Origin of the sequence: Rossellomorea sp. LJF3, from assembly GCF_037046045.1 — a bacterium.
GTDB lineage: Bacteria > Bacillota > Bacilli > Bacillales > Bacillaceae_B > Rossellomorea.
In genome coordinates, this window is record NZ_JBANLY010000002.1 from 72,761 (window position 1) to 91,639 (window position 18,879).

Sequence of the window (18,879 nt, forward strand, 5' to 3'; positions counted from 1 at the left end):
ATTCTATGTTTGTACCTGTCTCTAAATTCTTAGTCCCTTCCACAATTGCTTTACTCCACAATTTCAATATTATAATCCTTGAACCACACATGGATCTGGGCAAGGTGGGCAAGTAGTTGGGGACCGGTCATGAGCTGGCCGTACCAGGGGACTTCAAAGGCTGCTCCTCCGCTTGCGACGATTTCTTTGAGTTTCACTTCGTCAAATAATTCATAGAGGATGCTTGATTTGTCTTCCAGGATTTCATTGAGCCAGTCACCGACCAGTTTTGTATACTCCGGGTGATGGGTTTTCGGGTATGGGCTTTTCTTTCGGTAAAGGACTTCATGGGGAAGTACGCCTTCGAGCGCCTTCCTCAAGATGCCTTTTTCCCTTCCTTCGTGCATTTTCATCTCCCACGGGATGTTCCACACATACTCAACAAGTCTATGGTCGGCAAACGGGACGCGGACTTCGAGGCTCGCTCCCATACTCATGCGGTCCTTTCTATCCAGCAAAGTCGTCATGAACCATAGTAAGTTTAAATAGAATAATTGTCTCCTTTTGGTCTCCACTTCATTCTCCCCATCTAATAACGGAGTTTCGGCAACCGTGCGATCATACTGCTCCAGGACATATTCCTCGAGGTTTAATTTCTTACTCCACTCTTCTTTGAGAAGACCCTGTCGTTCTGCTGTGGAACGCATCCATGGGAATCCTCTGCGGTTAAAATCTTCCGGCCGGTGAAACCACGGATACCCCCCGAAGATTTCATCTGCACATTCACCGGATAGCCCCACGGTAAAGTCCTCTTTGATTTCCCTGCAGAACCATAATAGAGATGAATCCACATCGGCCATTCCCGGAAGGTCCCTTACATGGACCGCTTCAATCAGGTAGTCCTTTAACTCTTGTTGACTGATCTCACATTTGTGATGAATCGTGTCGAATTCAGCTGTCATCTTTTCAATCCAAGGGGCATCGGAGTTCGGTTGGAAATCATTCGCTTTAAAGTATTGTTCATTTTCTTCATAATCAATGGAGTACGTATGAAGTTTCCCTTTCCCCTCTTCTTTATATGAATTTGCTGCCACTGCCGTAATGGCACTTGAATCGAGTCCTCCCGATAAGAATGTGCAAAGCGGCACATCGGAAACAAGCTGCCTCTCTATGGCATCCGTAAGCAGGAAACGCACTTTCGAGACCGTTTCGATGAACGAATCCGTATGCTCCTCATTTTTTACATTCCAGTATCTCCATACATTCAAGCCTTCCTTGGAGAAGATCATGTTATGGGCGGGACGCAGTTCCTTCACCCCTTTGAACACCCCATTCCCCGGAGTGCGGGATGGACCGAGACCGAGCACTTCCGAAAGCCCCTGCAGGTCCACCTGCGGCAAAACATCGGGATGAGCAAGTAAAGCCTTGATTTCTGATGCAAACAGGATCCCGTCATCCTTTTCAAAATAAAATAAAGGCTTTACGCCCATTCTGTCCCTGCCTATAAATGCATGCTCCTTCTCACTGTCCCATACGGCAAAGGCGAAGATCCCGTTCAGGTGCTGGACACATTCTTCCCTCCACTCAATATAAGAGGTTAATAGGACCTCGGTATCAGAATGCCCCTTAAAGGCATATCCCTTCTCTATAAGTACTTGTCTAAGATCTTCTGTATTGTATAGCTCTCCGTTATAGCAAATGGTAAAAAGGTGTCCGTCATGTTGGAGGCTCATAGGCTGCCTTCCTCCTGCCGGGTCGACTACGATTAATCGTTTATGACCGAACGCAACATGCCGGTCAACCCAGACATTCGTTTCGTCAGGTCCCCTTTTAGAAAGGGTTTCCGCCATTTTTTCAACAACTTCTTTTTCATTCGACATATCTTGTTTATAATGGATCCAACCTGTAATTCCGCACATAGTGATCATCCTCACTTTCTAGTCAAACAAACTGGGCTCACTGACACATAAATTATTCTATGCCCCTTTTAGAGAAATGGTTAATTGTCTCAATCAATCTTTACATGAATGAAATATGATAATTATGACAAGAAATGTAGTTAAGGAGGGATATTCACTTGAGCAACATATTTCGATCAAACATTTTAAAATCCCAAAAAAGATCTTTTTCCGAAGGCACTGCTTTATTTGAAGAAGATACATGGTTCTTTTTCGAGATCGACGCCGAGGAAGAGTCTGAGCTTGAATTTTACCTCAATCATGAACTGAAAGTGTATAGAGATGGAGAGTGGCTTTCTGGCGTTCTCTTAGAAGATGGTCTCATCGTCACCCCCTATGAGCGAATAAGAATCGAAAATGGCGATCGAATTCAAATAAAGAAGAATATATTGTATTCATTGGAGAATTTATTAGAAGAGATTTCGGATGATGCCTTTCATCAGTTTACAACAGCCTTAAATAACCTGGGCTATTCGATTTATGACAGTATCTTTTGCCATAACCACCTTGTATTCCTCGGAAACCAAAAAATCAAGGAAGGCGTAAACTTCATCACATTTGATAACGGTGTGGAAGTATGTGCTGTCCAGCATCACTTCACCTACTATAAAAAGAAACGCGACCGCTTTGAATTCACTTTAAGTACTGGTAGACGAATTGTAATTGAAAGCTTCAATATTTGATTTGATTATCGGATGAAATAGACAAATGCCTGTCAGGTAAGGTACCCGACAGGCATTTGTCTTTTTATATATCCAAGCTTTTCACGAGGTGCATTTTCTTTATAAATGTGTTCATTTTCTCCAGTGGCATCGGCCTTTCGATAAGAAACCCTTGTGCAAAATCACAGCCAAGCTGCTTTAGTAATTCTAATTGCCCGGGGGTCTCCACACCTTCAGCCACCACTTTCATGTTCAATCCCTTCCCCATGGTGGAGATGGATTGAACGATCGCCACATCAGGTGTATGATCGCTCATATTCTGTACAAATGAACGATCGATTTTCAGGATATGAAGAGGGAGATGCTTCAAATAACTTAAAGAAGAATAACCGGTGCCGAAATCATCAATCGCAAGCTTCACCCCAAGATCAGCAAGTGATTTCATGGCGTCGATTGTATGAGCGGCGTCATGAAGCATGATCGTCTCCGTCAGTTCCAGGCAGAGGTATTCCGCCGGCAGCCCGGATATTGCCAACGCCTCTTCCACATCATTCAGGAACATCGGGTGCTGGAATTGTCGTGCTGATACGTTCACAGATATATAGAACTCCCCTGCCTCTTGGTCTAACCACTCTTTTAACTGTATACAGGATTCGACCAGGACCCATTTTCCGATATCATGAATCAGCCCTGTTTCTTCAGCCAGGGGAATGAATTCACCCGGCGGGATCAACCCCCAGGAGGGATGCTGCCATCTGAGCAATGACTCACAGCCGATCAGGGATTGACCCTGTATGTGAAGGATGGGTTGAAACGCGATGAACAACTCCTGTTTCTCCACGGCTCGTCTGAGATGGGCCTCCATTTCCACTTTACGTGTAATCTCTTCTTCCATATCCCTTGAAAAATAAACGGTATTATTCCCGCCCTTTGATTTGGCCCAATTTAGAGCAGAATCGGCATTTCTTAACAAGTCGGCAGTTTCTTCCCCATCCTGGGGATATATGCCTGCACCGATACTGACGGATATGTAGAATTCTTTTCCCTGATAAGAAAAAGGCGTTTGGATGGTTTCCAATATATCATGGGTGATATCTGAGATCGTGGCAATATTCACCTCTTTGGTGAGAAGTACCGTAAATTTGTCCCCACTGAATCGGCCGAGATAGGCTCCTTTCGGGAGAATGCCTTGAATCCTTTGGGAAAGTTCTTTGATGATGACATCTCCCACAAAATGACCAAGGGTATCATTAATCATCTTGAAACGGTCCATATCCAGAAATAAAACCGCAAGCTGCCGTTTCTTCTTCTTCGCCCTCTGAATATGCTCATCTACCATTTCCCTGAATTTCATCTTATTAGGCAGATCGGTTTCACCGTCATAATAGGCGAGCTGGGTGATTTTCTTCTCAAATTGACGCTCTTTCGTGACATTTCGCCCTATCCCGAAGATCCCGACACATTTCCCCTCAACGGTAATCGGGATATTCTTGATTTGAAAGAAATTCACCTCACCTTCCTTTGATGCAATGGGAAGATCATAATACTGTTCCCTTCCATCCATGGCCCGGTAAAAATGCCTCCTTACCCGCACCGCATCCTCTTTCCTGATAAAGTTGAGGGCGGATTCCCCAAGAACCTCTTCCCTCTTAAATCCAAATGTTTTCATGAAAGAAGGGTTGAGGGAATTAAATCGGCCATTCAGATCGGTACTGTAGACAAAATCCGTATTATTATCAAAGAGGGAACGGTAATACTCCTCAGAGATTTGGATGTTTTGTGTTAATTCTTTTATATCCTTTTCTGCAGTATTGATTAAATGGGTCAAACTCATCATGACATCGGCTTCAGGCGTTAATTGAAAATCGATTTTCATCTCCCTGATGGGTTCACGGAGACCTTCAGACAATCCAAGATACGAAAGGGAATGAGCCATCAGCTTTGGCTTCCTCCCACTGATTCCCAACTCTCCGTAAGAGAAGAAACCGGCCAAGGGCGATACCTGGTTTAGATAGGATAGCTCCTGATTCGTTACATCGCGAACATACCTTCTTCTGGCTATACAATTATAAACAAAATGAGTTTCTACCGGATGGCGTTTCAATCGGGACAAGAGCTTTGTTGTGGAGCGGATTAAATCCTGCACATCCACAAAGCCAAACGACACCGTGTCACCCTCCGTCACTTCCTGACTGAGTTCAACACTTCCATTTGGCAGCACATTAACGATATAGACCGCCACTTTATCATTCTTTTTTTGCAATAGGAAAGGAAACTCGATCGATGAGTCAGGAAGATCGTTCACAAATCTCTTCCCTAAATAGGTTTCAAGGATACGGATCGGTTTCACATGATTGATTTCCTCCAAAATATTCCCTTGCGCTTTCGTGATGTTGAAGACGGGGCCGACTTCCTGCCACTCTTCTATGCTATGGGAGTGGACCTTCAACTCCTCCCCGCTCAATGAGGCCGTCACAAAGCCTTCGCTTGTTATTTCGTTGTTGGTGAATACGTATGAGGGTCTTTTATGAGGCAAATCAGAAGAAACACCACCGACGATGGCGACTTCATCCCCTCTCTCCGCTACACCTTCCATGAATTCCTGGATTCCCAGCTGTAAATGGCTCGCAAAGATAATGAATGCTTTGGTGTCGGATTTCCCCACAGCCTCGTTCAGATGTTTACCCAGCTGCTTACTTGTGCCTGATTTTTCTTGTAAAAGGGATTCTATCGTGGTTTTTTCAAATATCGTAAATGATAAGACGATTTCTGATACAATCGCCCCTTCTATGACTTGACCGTTCGAGTTGCAGCCAATGAGGGTCCCATTGGGTAATATCCTGTTAATGAGACTTTGCAGATCCTCTATGACAGCTAAAGGGGAATCGCCGACAAATGCCTGGATCAGGAGGGAGGGATGTTGATCTATACCGTGCTCTTGAATAAATTGGTTCAAGGAGTGTTCGTCTTTATATATGAATTGAAAGGACTTAACCATTTTCTGCACCTACTTGAAAGACATCGTTTCTATCAAAGTACCACAATTCGACAGATTTGGATATCCATTTATATGAATATGGCAGCAGCTAATTCCTTAATCTGATGAAAAGAGCCAAATAAAAAAGCCCGCTCCATAAATGAGCAGACTTTTTCACCTTATGCAAATGGATGAAGACCAAGTGGTAAACGCAGTCCCAAATACAGAACAATGAGTAAGGCGATCACCATGACAATCCACAATACATTCGTACTTTTTCCTTTATTCATGCGGACCAGGATCATCTCAAACATCCCGATCACCCCTATTCCCACCAATCCTTTAATGCCATAAAGGGCCGGATTGATTCCCTGATGCTTCCAGAATAAAAGGGCACCGGTTAAAATAATGAGCAAGTAAAATAATCGCAAGATCATATGTACAACTTTCATGCCTTTTTTCTTCCCTGCGTTGTGCAATCCGACCGCTACAAAGAAAAGAATGATGGCAACGACCCACGTTGTAATATGGGCATGTGTATTATCAAACATATTGAACCTCCTACAGGTAGATAGTTTACGCTCATAATATTACCACAGTCTGTACACCAACAGAAATTTTAACTAAGCCTGTAACGGATTTGTCAAAATTCCCAATCCTTCTATTTCGATTTCCACTGTATCTCCCTTTCTCAAAAAGCGTGGGGGCTTGTAGCCTTTTCCCACTCCAGAAGGTGTCCCTGTCGCAATGACATCACCCGGCAGCAGCGTAATTCCTTTAGACAGGGTGGAAATAATCGTCGGAATGGAGAAAATCATTTGTCCCGTATTGGACGACTGCCGGATTTCGCCATTGACCTTCGTGGTGATGGACAGGTTCTGAGGGTCATCCACTTCATCCTTTGTTACAAGGAATGGACCCATCGGGCATGTTGTATCCAGACTTTTCCCGATGAAAAATTGGCCATGCTTTTTTTGGAGGTCACGGGCTGTGATATCATTCAGGATCGAATAACCAAACACATGGTCCATCGCTTCTTCAGAAGAAATCCCTCTCCCTTTCTTTCCAATGATCACGGCCAGTTCGCCTTCATAATCAAGCTCTTCCGTGATGTCATCATGATGAAGCACCGTTTCCCCGTGACCGATGACCGTATGGGTTGCTTTCGTGAAAATCATGATATTCTTCGGGATATCCTGCTCACCACCCATTTCAATGGCATGTTCACGATAGTTCTTTCCTACACACATGATGTTTCTCTTCACTTTCGGTATAGGGGAAAGCCATTTCACTTCATCCTTTGCGAAAGATGGCAGACCTTCACCCTTCTCCCTAAGAACCGCTTCCACACGTTCAAGAAAACCTTCCCCGGCTTCAATCCCCTGAAGTAAATCCCCGGGTAATTCATCCGCCTCCGCTAAATCAAGGATCCTGCCTTCTACTTCCACTCCATATGTTTCTTTCCCCTCAACTGCATAGCTAACGAATTTCATCCTTATTCATCCCCTTTTCCAGTTTTACATTTCTCCCTTTTTAACAACATTGCGTCTACCATAACTTAATACTCGCCAAAGCTTTTCAACAGGTCCATATTGAAACTTGGATAACCACATTTCAGATAGGATCACCTGTATCACAAAAATCCCCACTGCCAGCATCGTCCCTGTGGTTAAAGTCACTTCTCCGTAAAGTCCAAATCCATAGGAATAGAAGATAAGTGTGCCGATGATGGATTGCATCAGGTAATTCGAGAGGGACATCTTTCCTACTGAAGCGAGTGGCTTGCTCCATTTCATCATTTTTTCATTCAACAATAATAATGAAAGGATTATTGCATAAGATACTGATAAGAACGGACCTCCTAAAAAGTCCTGTATATAGCTGTAAGCGAAATTGGACTCAATGAATAGCGGCAAAGATTTAATGATGATTCCAACGAGTAACGTACATCCACCTGTTATCATCCAAACCTTCTTATGCTTTCTGACTTTGCCCAACAGCTGCAGTTTACTTGCGCCTGCCCCGATCATCATCATAGGAAGAATCGAAAGTAACAAGAATAAAAGATTGTCAGGTGAGTTCACCATATACCAGTCCTGAAAGCGCTGTTCCATGATACTGCTGAAGCTGCCTGAGGCATAGGCGGCGACCGAATCCTGCAATGCAGCAATGTTCGTATAATTGGTCACACCCGTCGGATCTGAGAATGTCATTAACACTAGTAAAATACTGAAGAACAACTGCGGCATTAAAAATAGAATTCCTCCCAGCCACATCAAGCCCTTCCCGGAAAGCCGCATGAAACCAAGAAGGATCAGACCGAATACGGCGTAATTTATCAGGATATCCCCTGACCAGATCAGGAAGGCATGAATACAGCCGATACACAATAAGATAAGGAGTCTTCTTACCCCAAACAGGTAGAAGGATGTCCCTTTCATCGTTGCCCTTTGCTGCTGAATCCCCAGTCCATAGCCAAACATCATGGCGAATAAGGGATAGAAACTCGCTTGGACCAAAACATCAATCCAAGGAAATAATGCCATATCTTCAGGTGTTTTCCACCAGGTATACGGATCAAAGTACAGAAATGGTGAATGGAATGAGATCATGTTGATGATAAAGATGCCGAGCAGAGAGAATCCTCGGATCACATCGAGACTTACAATACGTTCTGACTGTTCAATTGGCGACAAATTGTTCATTCATTTTCCTCCGAAATCATTGGTGTTGTTTCTATTTTAACCCGAAACTGGAATTTAGGCGATTATCACCTATTCATGTTCTTAACATAGAATAACAATAATTAACTTTGTCTTAAAGGTGTGAGTCAAAATGCCTGCAATTGTAGGAATAGCACAAGTCATAAACGTCGGTTCCAGTGCCGTCTTTCACATTGGGGACGTCTTTAACATCAGTCCGATATCAACAGCCAAAACCTTTGCCGGTGCAGGTTCATTTATTACAGGTAGAGGGATTTCCGTCTATAATGAAAGTTCCTTGACCTACACGGTGGACGACGATGGAATGGATCAAGGAATAAACTTTACCCTATGAGTGTGATGCGAAAATGACGAATTATTATGTTCAACAATCCATCCACATACATTTCATTAAAATCGGGGGAATGTCCAATTCTTCCGTATTGCAGATCGGTACTTGTGGACAAATAAACACAAATGACTACCTGTACAATACCGGTGGTTTCACTGAACCTGCTCCTGAAGCAGAAAAAAACGGCAGTGTTTCACAGGGACCATCAGCATCTCCTTTAGTTCCTCTTCAAAGGCCTTGAATAAGTCCGCGACAAGAAAAGAGGTGGCAGGATGACTAATTACTATATGACACCCCAACAACTGTATCAGTATATCGACATGTTGAATTCGAGAATTGTCGCGTTAGAAAAAAAAGTAGATGAGCTCTCACAGGAATTGACGGCGATCAAAGAAACTCCCAAGATCAATGTAGAAAAAATTGAATATAAGTTCGATCAGCTTAAAGTCGAGTCCTTGGACGGTACATTGAACATCGGTCTTAACCCGAGTAACTTAAAGGATACGATAGAAGATTTGGCCGTAGACCAGAATGTGAATGTCGATTCAATCAAAGACCTTACTCCTTATAAAGAGAGGATAACGAAAGAAATTCAAGCGTACATTCAAACCGAAGTACCTGCCCTGATTCAAGACAATGAAATGCAATTCCAACGATCCCTTGATCCTTCCTACTATGAAATGGTGCAGCAAGACCTTCTGAATCAGATGCCTCAGAGAATCGATTTCTATCTGGAGAACATACCGCATGTCGAGTCCAAACAATCTGAAGGGGAATGGGAAAGAAAAATCATTTCGAAAATCAAACAAGATATTCAAACGGCACTCTTCTCCTTTATGTCCCAGATGCCGGAAAATATGGAAGGGATGAATAACCATGAACCTCCAAGTAATCAATCGTGAATTATCAGTCGGCAGTATCGATATTGCAGGGGTGGCAAGCTCCTCTCTCGTCCTGATCGGGGACGCCGATATCATTCAGTTGACTTCTGCATTCGACACACCGCCGGAATCATTGATCATCGGCCCATTTGTTCCTCTGACACCGAAGGGATAATAGATGTTTAAGCGATATTCGATTGTAAATAAATTAGACGGCATTACGTTATCCTTTAGCTCTCTCTATCAACTGGGCGATTCCCAAAACATAAACGCTGTATCCTTTGCCTATGCTGTTCAACGGGAGAAAGAGTTTTTCTTGACGAGCGAAGGAAGCTTTGATTCCAGTGTCTTTCAAGGACCACTGAAAAAACCTCCTGTCGATCCCACTGTCAGGGTCAATAGACTAAACCTATGTCCGATCAAGGTAGATCAAGTATTTATCAAGGCTACGGCTTTTTCATCCATTGTCCATATTGGAAATACGTCGAATGTAGCCATGGAAGCAAGAGTGAAACACATCCGTCAGCTTGAATCTAAAAAGCGTGAAGAACAGGAAAATTTCGAAACCATAGACCAGCCAAACTAAAAGCCTATAGGAATATGAACATTCTATTCCGTTTCACATAGGTTAACAGTATAGATATTTATGAAGAGGATGTTGAATATGCCCGCTTTAGTAGGTCCTATTGCTATTCTTAATGTAGGTGGAGGAAGTGTACAGTTCGGGGATACTGGTATTATCTCCCCTAAGTCCACATCGAAAACGTTCAGTGGTTCTGGTGGATTCAATACCGGACCATTTCAACTGAGCTACAATGTCTTCAGTGTGAATACAACGTTTGATTGTAACGTCGTAGACCAGCCAATAACCGGAAATAACTAAAAAACCAAAAAGCCCATCATCAGGCTTTTTGGTTTTTTTTATCGACTATCTCTTCTTTCTTCGCTCGTGGCTTTTCTTCGTTTTGATTAATTTGGTAGGCGGCTGCTTGCGGATCCATTTTATGAATGCATGAATCTTCTCATCTTTTCTTAACTCTTCAATTGAGTTCAATCTAGCGCCAAGCTCGTCATTTGTGTAAAGGGAATGAATCTGTTTGTGACAAGGAATGCATAGTTGTGCCGTGGGGAGGAATGTTCCCCCGACCTCCTTGGGTGTTAGATGATGAATCGTGATCTCTACATTTTTCCTGGCACATAATTCACATGCACCAATCGCTCTTTTACTCATCTTTCACCATCCCTCAATAAGTGATTAGTATAGGTATTCCCTGTAGTAGCAAAAAAATGGGCTGGGAGAGAACTAATTCCATTTCCTCTAAAGACGAACAATAAAAGTTAGGATCACTTATTATACCGCTATTGATTTCCGTGCAAGACTTCGCTTTCCTCGGGCGGAAGGCAAGCCTCCTCGTCGCTAACGCTCCTGCGGGGTCTTACCTATTCCGCTTTTCCCGAAGGAGTCTTCGTCTTGCACTCCAATCAATAGCTAGAACCTGCTTTATACACTGAATGTGCTTTAGCAATAATAATAAAAGGAACATTTTACCAGAATATTATACATACACAGACTGCAGGTTTCGAATGTTCCCTCATTTTAGATGTGTCGGAGTAAAATGAGTCATTCACGTCAGGTTGGACAGTAATAGGTAAGAGTTGGTGAATGTGAGGGTAAAGCAATCTTTACATTATATTGTTATAGTGGAAACTTACACTTGGAAAGTTGATTGGAGCGGAAGGTGCTCGACTCCGACGGGAATAGCGGGAAAGTTGAGACCCCGCAGGGCAAAAGCCCGAGGAGGCTCAACTCACGCCCCGCGGAAAGCGAGCACCTGCAGCGGAAATCAACCACTACTCGCTACATCTAAAAGTGAAAGTATTTATGTAAACAGCTAAATGATTAATCCGAACGATTTCGAATGATCGTTCAGATATTCTTTTAACAAAACACTTCGAAGCTAATGCTCCGAAGTGTTTCCTTTTATAACTCCAACACATGTCCTCCATCAAAGAAATACAGATACTTTTCTGATACCGGTTCCTTCCATATGGATTCCAATGCCCGGGTGTATAATTCAATTTGTACTTTATACCTCTCTTCAAGGACTGGCCTCGCTTCAGTGAACCCGCCCTGATAGCGGTCATGGATACCGTCTGTCTTGTAATCCAACAGGACGATTCCTGACTCATCCCTGAATACACAGTCGATGACCCCTTGAACAAGAATGGTTTCTTCAGGTGCTTCTTCACCCGTTTCCGATATTTCACTAACGGGAACGCTCATACTGAATGGGATTTCCCGCTCTATATTCCGGGCATTTGCCATCCTCTGACCGATTCCACTCTTGAAGAAGCCTGCGATGTGTCCGACTGACACCGCCAGTTTCTGTTCTTCCGTCAGGATTTCTTTATGAACGAGCCTCGATAAAAGATCTTCAACCATTTCCTCTGTCGGCACCCCATCTTCAAAAGAAATATGCTGCATGACTGTGTGCATGGCTGTTCCCTTTTCAGCAGGGGACAGTTCCTTCGATTGCATGAATTGAGGTCGATTATACACAGGCTTATGGTGCTGCCTCAGGATATCTATACTTGAGGCTTCATCCCTTATTTCAACCATCCGTTTCAGTTCTGAAACCGATTGCTTTGAACGAAGGTTTGTTGCACGTATATGAGGGTATTCCCACGATAGGCGTTCTAATACCTCTTCTTGATGGGATGACACAATATCCACCACTTCACCATTCTTCACTTTCTCCTGCCACGTTTTTTCTTCATTCATTTCCTCACCCTCGTCTGCGATCAACTCGGATTTATGAATTTTCGTGATATGAAAGCAGGAAGGGTGATTGAGAATCTCTTCATTCATCAAGCCAGCTCCTGACGCGCCAAGCTCTCCACACTGAGGATGACGCATGAGGGACGGACCTATCCAATCAAGATAAGAACTCGCCCCGGCCCGGTCATAATCAGATAATAACCAATCTGTCTGGCTTAAAGCCCCCCGCCATTTCTTCAGCGATTTCTCCAGGCTTTTCACGGTACCGACCAGATATAACTTCTCCTTGGCCCGGGTCAATGCCACATATAGCACCCGCATTTCCTCCGAGATCGCCTCCATCCGCTTCTTCCGCTTGAACGCCAATTGGGGAAGGGACGGATAGCTGATCCGTTTAACTGCATCGGTATATTTCACGGCCAACCCAAGGTCTTTATCCAATAAGTATGCTGCATTCAGATCCATCAGGTTGAATTGTTTAGAGGTCCCGGCGACAAATACGACGGGGAACTCAAGGCCCTTACTTGAATGGATTGTCATTAACCGTACCACATCTTCCTGTTCACTCAGGGCTCTCGCCACTCCGAGGTCATCTCCCCGTTCCCTCATCCTGTCAATGAATCGCAGGAATCGGAATAATCCCCTGAAGGAAGTTTCTTCGTATTGCCGGGCACGGTCATAGAGAGCCCTGAGATTAGCCTGACGTTGCTTCCCACCGGCCATCCCTCCTACATAATCATAGAATCTGGTATCCCGGTACAGTTGCCAGATCAATTCTGTCACAGATCCCTGCCTTGCCTTCGTCCGCCAGTTCCCGAGGTGATAAAGGAACACTTTGACCTTTTCGAATGTTTCTTCTTCACGGGGATTGCCCGGCTTTTCACTGGCAAATGTCTTCAACGCTTCGTAATACGTCCCTGCCCTGGAATGGATCCGGATACTGGCAAGACCCTGCTCATCGAGTCCGACAATCGGAGACCTCAGAACGGATGCAAGGGGGATATCCTGGTACGGATTATCGATCACTTTAAGCAGGGAAAGCATAATGGCAATCTCGGTTGCCTCGAAGTATCCTGTAGATAAATTTGCATAGATCGGTATTCCCTGCCGTTTGAATTCTTCCATGATTTCTGCCGCCCAAGGCATGGAGCGAAGGAGGATCACGACGTCACGGTACTGTATCGGACGCTCGGTATTCGTTTTGGCATCATAGACCGGTGTCCGCTCTTCGATCATCTTTTTCACTTTGTTTGCCATATAACGGGCTTCGAGGACCGATTTCTCGATATCCCCTTCATCAAAGATGGACAGCTCGTCCTCTTCACCACCGCCAGAAGGTTCCTCCGTTTCCTGATCGATGAGGGCCACTTCAATCGGATACTCCGTTTCTTCAGGATACGGAGCACCTTTTACAAGTTCGGCTTCCCTGTTGTATTCCATTTCACCGACCGAGGGACCCATGATCTGTTTAAATAAGAAGTTCGTCCCTTCTAACACTTCTTTCCGGCTTCGGAAGTTTTGGGAAAGATCGATCTTCAATCCGGCTTCCCCTCTCTCCGGCAGGAAACGGGTATACTTTCCTAAAAATAGATTCGGCTCCGCCAATCTGAAACGGTAGATGGATTGCTTTACATCCCCCACCATGAACCGGTTTCCAATTTCTTCACGTTCCTCGGTAATGAGAAGGAGAATGGATTCCTGAACCATATTCGTATCCTGGTATTCATCCACGAGTACTTCTTTGAACTTATTCTTGTAAAGATTCGCTGCTTCTGAAGGAACCAATGCATCAGATGAAGGGTCTCTTAAAATATCGAGACAAAAATGTTCCAGATCGGCAAAATCAACGAGTCCCTTTTCTTCTTTCACTGTCCTGAAACGTTTACCGAATTCGATCACCACTTCCGCCAGGGTGTGGATCACGTCCTTCATCTTCCGCATATCTTCAAGGAATGTACCGGGTCTTCTTGAAAAGAAATCTTCCTGAAGCTTTTCCAAAGTTTTCTTTCCTTGATCCCGGAGTTTCTTCGCTTCATCCACTATTTCTTTATTATAATCGTCCCCCTTGCACGCTTTCAGCTTCGTAAAGGGCAGGGTTTGAATCGTTTCGTATAAAGTGTTCCAGGACTTGGCTAGACTTCCCTCCAGGCTCTCGACGATCTCGATATCGCTTAAGAAATTCTCCGCTCTCGGGCCAGGCCCTCCCGGCACACGGGTGAGATCCAGCGCACGCTGAAATAAGCTTTTTGCACCATGAAGCTGTAATCGGATATCTGTCAGAAGAGGCTCAATAAAGGAGAGTTGATCGATTTCCTTCTCCTCTTCCACCTCATACAGATCCTTGAGTCTTCTCAACCATTCATCGGGGTTCGGATGGGAGCGGGAAAAATCATACAGCTTCCTGATCATATCCTGCAGGGCCCCGTCACTCCGGTCGTTCGTAAATGTATCGACGAGCCTAAAGAAGTCCTGATTATCTTCTTTGCCGTATTCCTCTTCAAAAAGATCATCAAGGACCTCATCCCGAAGCAGGTCTCCTTCTGTCTCATCTGCGATCCTGAAACCAGGATCGATATCAATGAGATAATAGTATTTTCGTATCACTTCGAGGCAAAAGGAGTGCAGTGTCGAAATGGACGCCCGGTTCAGTAAACTGAGCTGCTTCCTTAAATGACGGGAATGGGGATCCTCATCGATTGCCTTCTCCAGCGCCACGCCGATCCTATGTCTCATTTCAGCCGCTGAAGCATTGGTAAAGGTAACTACCAATAATTCATCCACGTCCATCCTGTCTTCTTCTGAGAGGATCTTCTGAATGATCCTCTCTACCAGGACAGCCGTCTTACCCGACCCTGCCGCTGCAGCGACCAGGATATCCTGTCCTTTTGCCCAGATCGCCTTCCATTGATCATCCGTCCATGTAACATGATCCGGCTTGACTGGAATACTGCCATTATTCATTGGATTCTGCCTCCTCTCTCACTTTCCGTAATAAATCTTCCGGTTTCGCTGTCGGCAGCACTCTGTACTCGTTTTCCTCCAACGACTGATCAAATTGACAGACGGAACGGAACGAACAAAATTGACACGGTGTCCGGTCCTTCAGCTTATATGGAGCTATATCCGTCTCTCCTGAGATGATCCGGTTCCCGGAGGCTTCATAGAGCTTTCTGACATGTTGACGCATATAATGGAAGTCTTCACCTGAAGCCGCCTTCGAACGGGAAGATAACGTACCGTCCTTCTTGATCCCTGCTGAAATGATATCGGAATTCCCTGTATCGAGCGTCTGGTCCATCAATCTGACAATGTCGGAATCCCCAAGGACGAGGCCCTTCATCTTAAAGCTCTTGAAAATTTCGTTCTCGATTTGATCCATCGTCAGGATCTTCTTGCTGTTGATCATCGGGTTGTGAACATGGAAATAAAGTACACCGGCAGGCTTCGCTTCCTTTCCGACGAACTGTTTCGAATTGGTTAACACAATGTCCAAATACGTCAGCATTTGCAGGGCCAAACCGTAATAGACTTCCGTCATATCCAAATCCCTGGCGCTCGATTTGTAATCGACGATTCTGAGATACACCCCGTTTGCATCCTCCGCTTTATCCACCCGGTCAATCCTTCCTTGAAGCTCCATCTTCGTCCCATTTCTCAATTGGAACTGGAACGGCGGCAGAGTTGCCTGGGGACCGAATCCAAGTTCCACCCCGACAGGCACAAACCCGCTGGCCTTTGCATGTTCACTTAAAATGAGGCTTGCCCTGCCTATGATTTGCTCAAGCTTCTGAGCGATATAATAATGCCGGTTCGAGCTTAATAGGATCTGATGCTGCAGCTTCGGTGCGAGCATCAGGACCGCTTCTTTCGCCAACTGCAAACACTGGGATTTCGAGAGTGATGCCCAAGTCAGTCCATGACGTTCGACTTCTTCTGAGATCCACTTTAAAGCCGAGTGGAACATCTCACCGATATCCGGTGCCTCTAATTTGAAGAAATCCCGTTCCCTGAGCTTCAATCCGTGACTGGCAAAATGGGAAAATGGGCAGCTGTGAAAGAGCTCCATCCGGGAAACGCTGGCAAGGATATGGTCCCCGTACAAATCTTTGCTCGTATCCTCTGACAATTGATTTCCGCGATTTTCATAAAAAAGACTCGACAGGATATGCCCGGCATGCCATTTCCATTCATTGGACTCAGTATAAAAATTGTACACATCCCACCAGAAGTCATGGATCGGATACTCCCTTTTCTTTAACTGAAGTTGCGACGTCAGATGGGAAATCGTCACATTCGGATGACAGACGTAATGAAGCTGATCTTCTACAGATAGTTCCGACGGTTCATTGATGAGAAGCTTTGTATGTGCATCCGGGAACATTTCATTCAGTCGCTTAATGAACGAGGAAGGCAGGAGCGCCTTTCCTTCTTCATTGGCGATGGGATAGCTGATGAAAAGGCGTTCGGCCGGGGTCGTGAACGCTTTATACGCCACAAACTCTTCATCCAACAGCTTCGTCCTGTTACTCGGGGCGATCTTGAATCCCCTTGTGATCAATGACTCACGATCTTCATCGGACAGGACTCCGTCTTCATTCATTTTCGCAGGGAGAACCCCGTCATTCACTCCAATGATGAACGCGGCTTTGATATCCCCAAGCCTGGATTTCTCGAGATCTGCAATAATGACCTGATCAATGGCAGGGGGAACCAAGGAGAATTCCATCGTTTCAATCCCTGCATCAAGGATGGATGAGAATTTCTTCATGGTCGTTTCTTCATCACCAAGCATCTCTACATATTGATCAAGCAGATCCATCACTGCCGACCACGCCTGGTCATGTTCCCTTGCTGCGATCAAATTCCCTTTTTCCTCTGCTTCCATGCGCATCCGTTCAAGCTTTGCCGGTATATCCAGCTCTTCCAGATAAAGATAAAGGGCCTCACAGTATTCCCGTCCAGTGGCGCGCTTCTTTAATCGTTTCCCCAGTCGGATGATCGGTGCCGAGATAAATAACCGCAATTCATTGATCTCGTGCTCAAGCTCCCTCTCCCGGTCGGTCTGTGGTGCGTCCACATGTTCAAGTCCCCTGAAGCGACGGTATTTCCAGCGGTCTTTCTTCGTCCACCGGTCTCCCTTTATTCCATAAGCGAGCACATAGTTCTCCAGCCGGTCCATCTTTTCACGCAAATCAGTGGGATTCTTCTGATATGGAAATAAAAGGTCTGTTTTCACTGCCCGGAAGACCGGCTCATACCTCCAGTTGGTGTTCATGATCTCAAGTGTGGAGCGAATGAGCTCGATGAGAGGATGATTCAGCATCGTCCGCTTCTGATCAAGGAAAAAGGGAATCGCATAATCTTGAAAAATCGTTTCGACCTTATCACGATAATCCTGGCTGTTCCGAACCAATACGGCGATATCCTTGTAACGGTACCCTTCTTCCCGGGCAAGCTTTCTGATCTCCCTGGCGACTCCTTCAACCTCAGCACGACGGTTGGACGCTTCGAGGAATTCAATGGTGCTCTTCCCTCCCTCATAGGGGATCGTCGGACGTTCTTCAAAATGACGCTCTAAATGAAGCATCGTTTCACTCTTGTAGCGAATCGGCTTAGAGAGGACCTCTTCATTCACCGATACCCCTGCCACCCTGCATATATCCTGAAGGGTATGATAGGTTTCGTTTGTCATCCGGTACAGACTTAATTCGTTCATTGCATCGATTGGCTGCTCAGGATCCGTTGTAAGGGCAACCGTCACTTTTTTCGTATGTTGTATGAGCTGATCGATGATGAGATACTCCTGTGGAGTGAAACTATGAAAGCCGTCTATGTAGATCTCTGCCTCTTTCAGGAGGTCCGAGTTTTTCACATGATCAGCCAGCAGTTGAAAATAATCTTCCGAATCAATGTACTTTCCGAAAAGCTTTTCCTCAAATTTCTCATAAATCAGTTCAAGGTCATGAAGCTTATCCTTCAGTACCTTGGAGCGATCATTGTCTCCCTTGAACCCCTGCAGGTCTGCAGGCGAAATGCAGTAGCGTTTGAACTCCTTGACAATCGCTTCCACATGATGAATGAACCCCGGCTTGTCCGATGCCTTGGTGAAAATATGGAGATTCTCTTTGTTTTCGTCTATGATCTTCCGGATCATCATATTCAAACCGACATCAGATAGGTGATAACGGCTCATTCCACCCGTTTCCTGGAGGATCTTCCACGCAAGACGGGTGAAGCTGAACACCTGTCCGCGGATCATACCATTCAATCCCGGTGTGTTTACGAGCTCGTATTCAGATATAAAGGACATTTGATCCGGTACGATATAGATGATTGGATCTCCATTCGGGGCTTCCAACAAACTCTTCTTCATCTCATCCAATATGCGATGGGTTTTCCCCGTACCGGAGCGTCCGAGAATAAAACGTACAGACATCCTCTCACTCCTTTTCTTATATTCTATCTATTCTAACCAAGAGGGTTTATGAATTTTTGTATAGGTTCATTATAGTACACAACCACGAATCTTTCCCGTCTCAATTTTGATTGAAAATATTTGAAACATCGGCATACAGTAAAGATAGGTAGG

Annotated in this window: 15 protein-coding genes; 7 read left to right on the forward strand and 8 right to left on the reverse strand. The window is 44.9% G+C overall.

Annotated features, from left to right (window positions below; all coding sequences use genetic code 11):
* Positions 1-50: 50 nt before the first annotated feature.
* A complete protein-coding gene (gene asnB / locus V8G47_RS02850; protein ID WP_336198795.1) occupies positions 51-1,907 on the reverse strand; it encodes an asparagine synthase (glutamine-hydrolyzing) in 1,857 nt (618 codons plus the stop codon).
* A 149-nt stretch (positions 1,908-2,056) separates the two neighbouring features.
* Here asnB and V8G47_RS02855 point away from each other — a divergent pair, with 149 nt between their 5' ends.
* Positions 2,057-2,620, forward strand: a complete 564-nt coding sequence (locus V8G47_RS02855; RefSeq protein ID WP_034763385.1) for a DUF2777 family protein — start codon at positions 2,057-2,059, stop codon at positions 2,618-2,620.
* A 64-nt stretch (positions 2,621-2,684) separates the two neighbouring features.
* Here V8G47_RS02855 and V8G47_RS02860 read toward each other — a convergent pair whose 3' ends face one another.
* The 4 genes from V8G47_RS02860 to V8G47_RS02875 form a co-directional block, all read right to left on the reverse strand.
* On the reverse strand, positions 2,685-5,555 hold the full coding sequence (locus V8G47_RS02860) for a bifunctional diguanylate cyclase/phosphodiesterase (protein WP_336198796.1): 2,871 nt from the start codon (positions 5,553-5,555) through the stop codon (positions 2,685-2,687).
* Positions 5,556-5,755: 200 nt separating this feature from the next.
* Positions 5,756-6,127 (reverse strand): YisL family protein, encoded by a 372-nt coding sequence (locus tag V8G47_RS02865; protein WP_336198797.1) that lies wholly within the window; start codon positions 6,125-6,127, stop codon positions 5,756-5,758.
* 72 nt (positions 6,128-6,199) lie between these two features.
* Positions 6,200-7,069 carry a fumarylacetoacetate hydrolase family protein gene (locus tag V8G47_RS02870; RefSeq protein ID WP_336198798.1) on the reverse strand — a complete coding sequence of 290 codons (870 nt, stop codon included), beginning with the start codon at positions 7,067-7,069 and terminating at the stop codon, positions 6,200-6,202.
* A gap of 24 nt (positions 7,070-7,093) precedes the next feature.
* Positions 7,094-8,281 (reverse strand): DUF418 domain-containing protein, encoded by a 1,188-nt coding sequence (locus V8G47_RS02875; RefSeq protein ID WP_336198799.1) that lies wholly within the window; start codon positions 8,279-8,281, stop codon positions 7,094-7,096.
* Between the two features lie 130 nt (positions 8,282-8,411).
* Between V8G47_RS02875 and V8G47_RS02880 the strand changes: the two genes are divergently transcribed.
* From V8G47_RS02880 to V8G47_RS02905, 6 genes are all read left to right on the forward strand, one after another.
* The gene (locus tag V8G47_RS02880; protein WP_224520486.1) at positions 8,412-8,633 is read left to right on the forward strand and encodes a spore germination protein; all 222 of its coding nucleotides are present in this window, start codon (positions 8,412-8,414) and stop codon (positions 8,631-8,633) included.
* Positions 8,634-8,646: 13 nt separating this feature from the next.
* The gene (locus V8G47_RS02885; protein ID WP_336198800.1) at positions 8,647-8,871 is read left to right on the forward strand and encodes a spore germination protein GerPB; all 225 of its coding nucleotides are present in this window, start codon (positions 8,647-8,649) and stop codon (positions 8,869-8,871) included.
* A 31-nt stretch (positions 8,872-8,902) separates the two neighbouring features.
* Positions 8,903-9,532 carry a spore germination protein GerPC gene (gerPC, locus tag V8G47_RS02890; RefSeq protein ID WP_336198801.1) on the forward strand — a complete coding sequence of 210 codons (630 nt, stop codon included), beginning with the start codon at positions 8,903-8,905 and terminating at the stop codon, positions 9,530-9,532.
* A complete protein-coding gene (locus tag V8G47_RS02895; RefSeq protein WP_060670356.1) occupies positions 9,507-9,686 on the forward strand; it encodes a hypothetical protein in 180 nt (59 codons plus the stop codon). The genes gerPC and V8G47_RS02895 overlap by 26 nt, the downstream gene beginning before the upstream one ends.
* 3 nt (positions 9,687-9,689) lie before the next feature.
* Entirely contained in the window at positions 9,690-10,097 is a 408-nt protein-coding gene (locus V8G47_RS02900) for a spore germination protein GerPE (protein WP_336198802.1), read from the forward strand.
* A 78-nt stretch (positions 10,098-10,175) separates the two neighbouring features.
* Positions 10,176-10,394, forward strand: coding sequence for a spore germination protein (locus V8G47_RS02905; RefSeq protein ID WP_336198803.1), 219 nt, complete (start codon positions 10,176-10,178; stop codon positions 10,392-10,394).
* Between the two features lie 45 nt (positions 10,395-10,439).
* Here V8G47_RS02905 and V8G47_RS02910 read toward each other — a convergent pair whose 3' ends face one another.
* The 3 genes from V8G47_RS02910 to addB all read right to left on the reverse strand — a co-directional run bounded on the left by V8G47_RS02910 (position 10,440) and on the right by addB (position 18,726).
* Positions 10,440-10,742 carry an HNH endonuclease gene (locus V8G47_RS02910; protein ID WP_336198804.1) on the reverse strand — a complete coding sequence of 101 codons (303 nt, stop codon included), beginning with the start codon at positions 10,740-10,742 and terminating at the stop codon, positions 10,440-10,442.
* Between the two features lie 750 nt (positions 10,743-11,492).
* Positions 11,493-15,251: a helicase-exonuclease AddAB subunit AddA gene (addA, locus tag V8G47_RS02915; protein ID WP_336198805.1), complete on the reverse strand. Its 3,759-nt coding sequence runs from the start codon at positions 15,249-15,251 to the stop codon at positions 11,493-11,495.
* Positions 15,244-18,726 (reverse strand): helicase-exonuclease AddAB subunit AddB, encoded by a 3,483-nt coding sequence (gene addB / locus V8G47_RS02920; RefSeq protein ID WP_336198806.1) that lies wholly within the window; start codon positions 18,724-18,726, stop codon positions 15,244-15,246. The genes addA and addB overlap by 8 nt, the downstream gene beginning before the upstream one ends.
* Between the last annotated feature and the right edge of the window lie 153 nt (positions 18,727-18,879).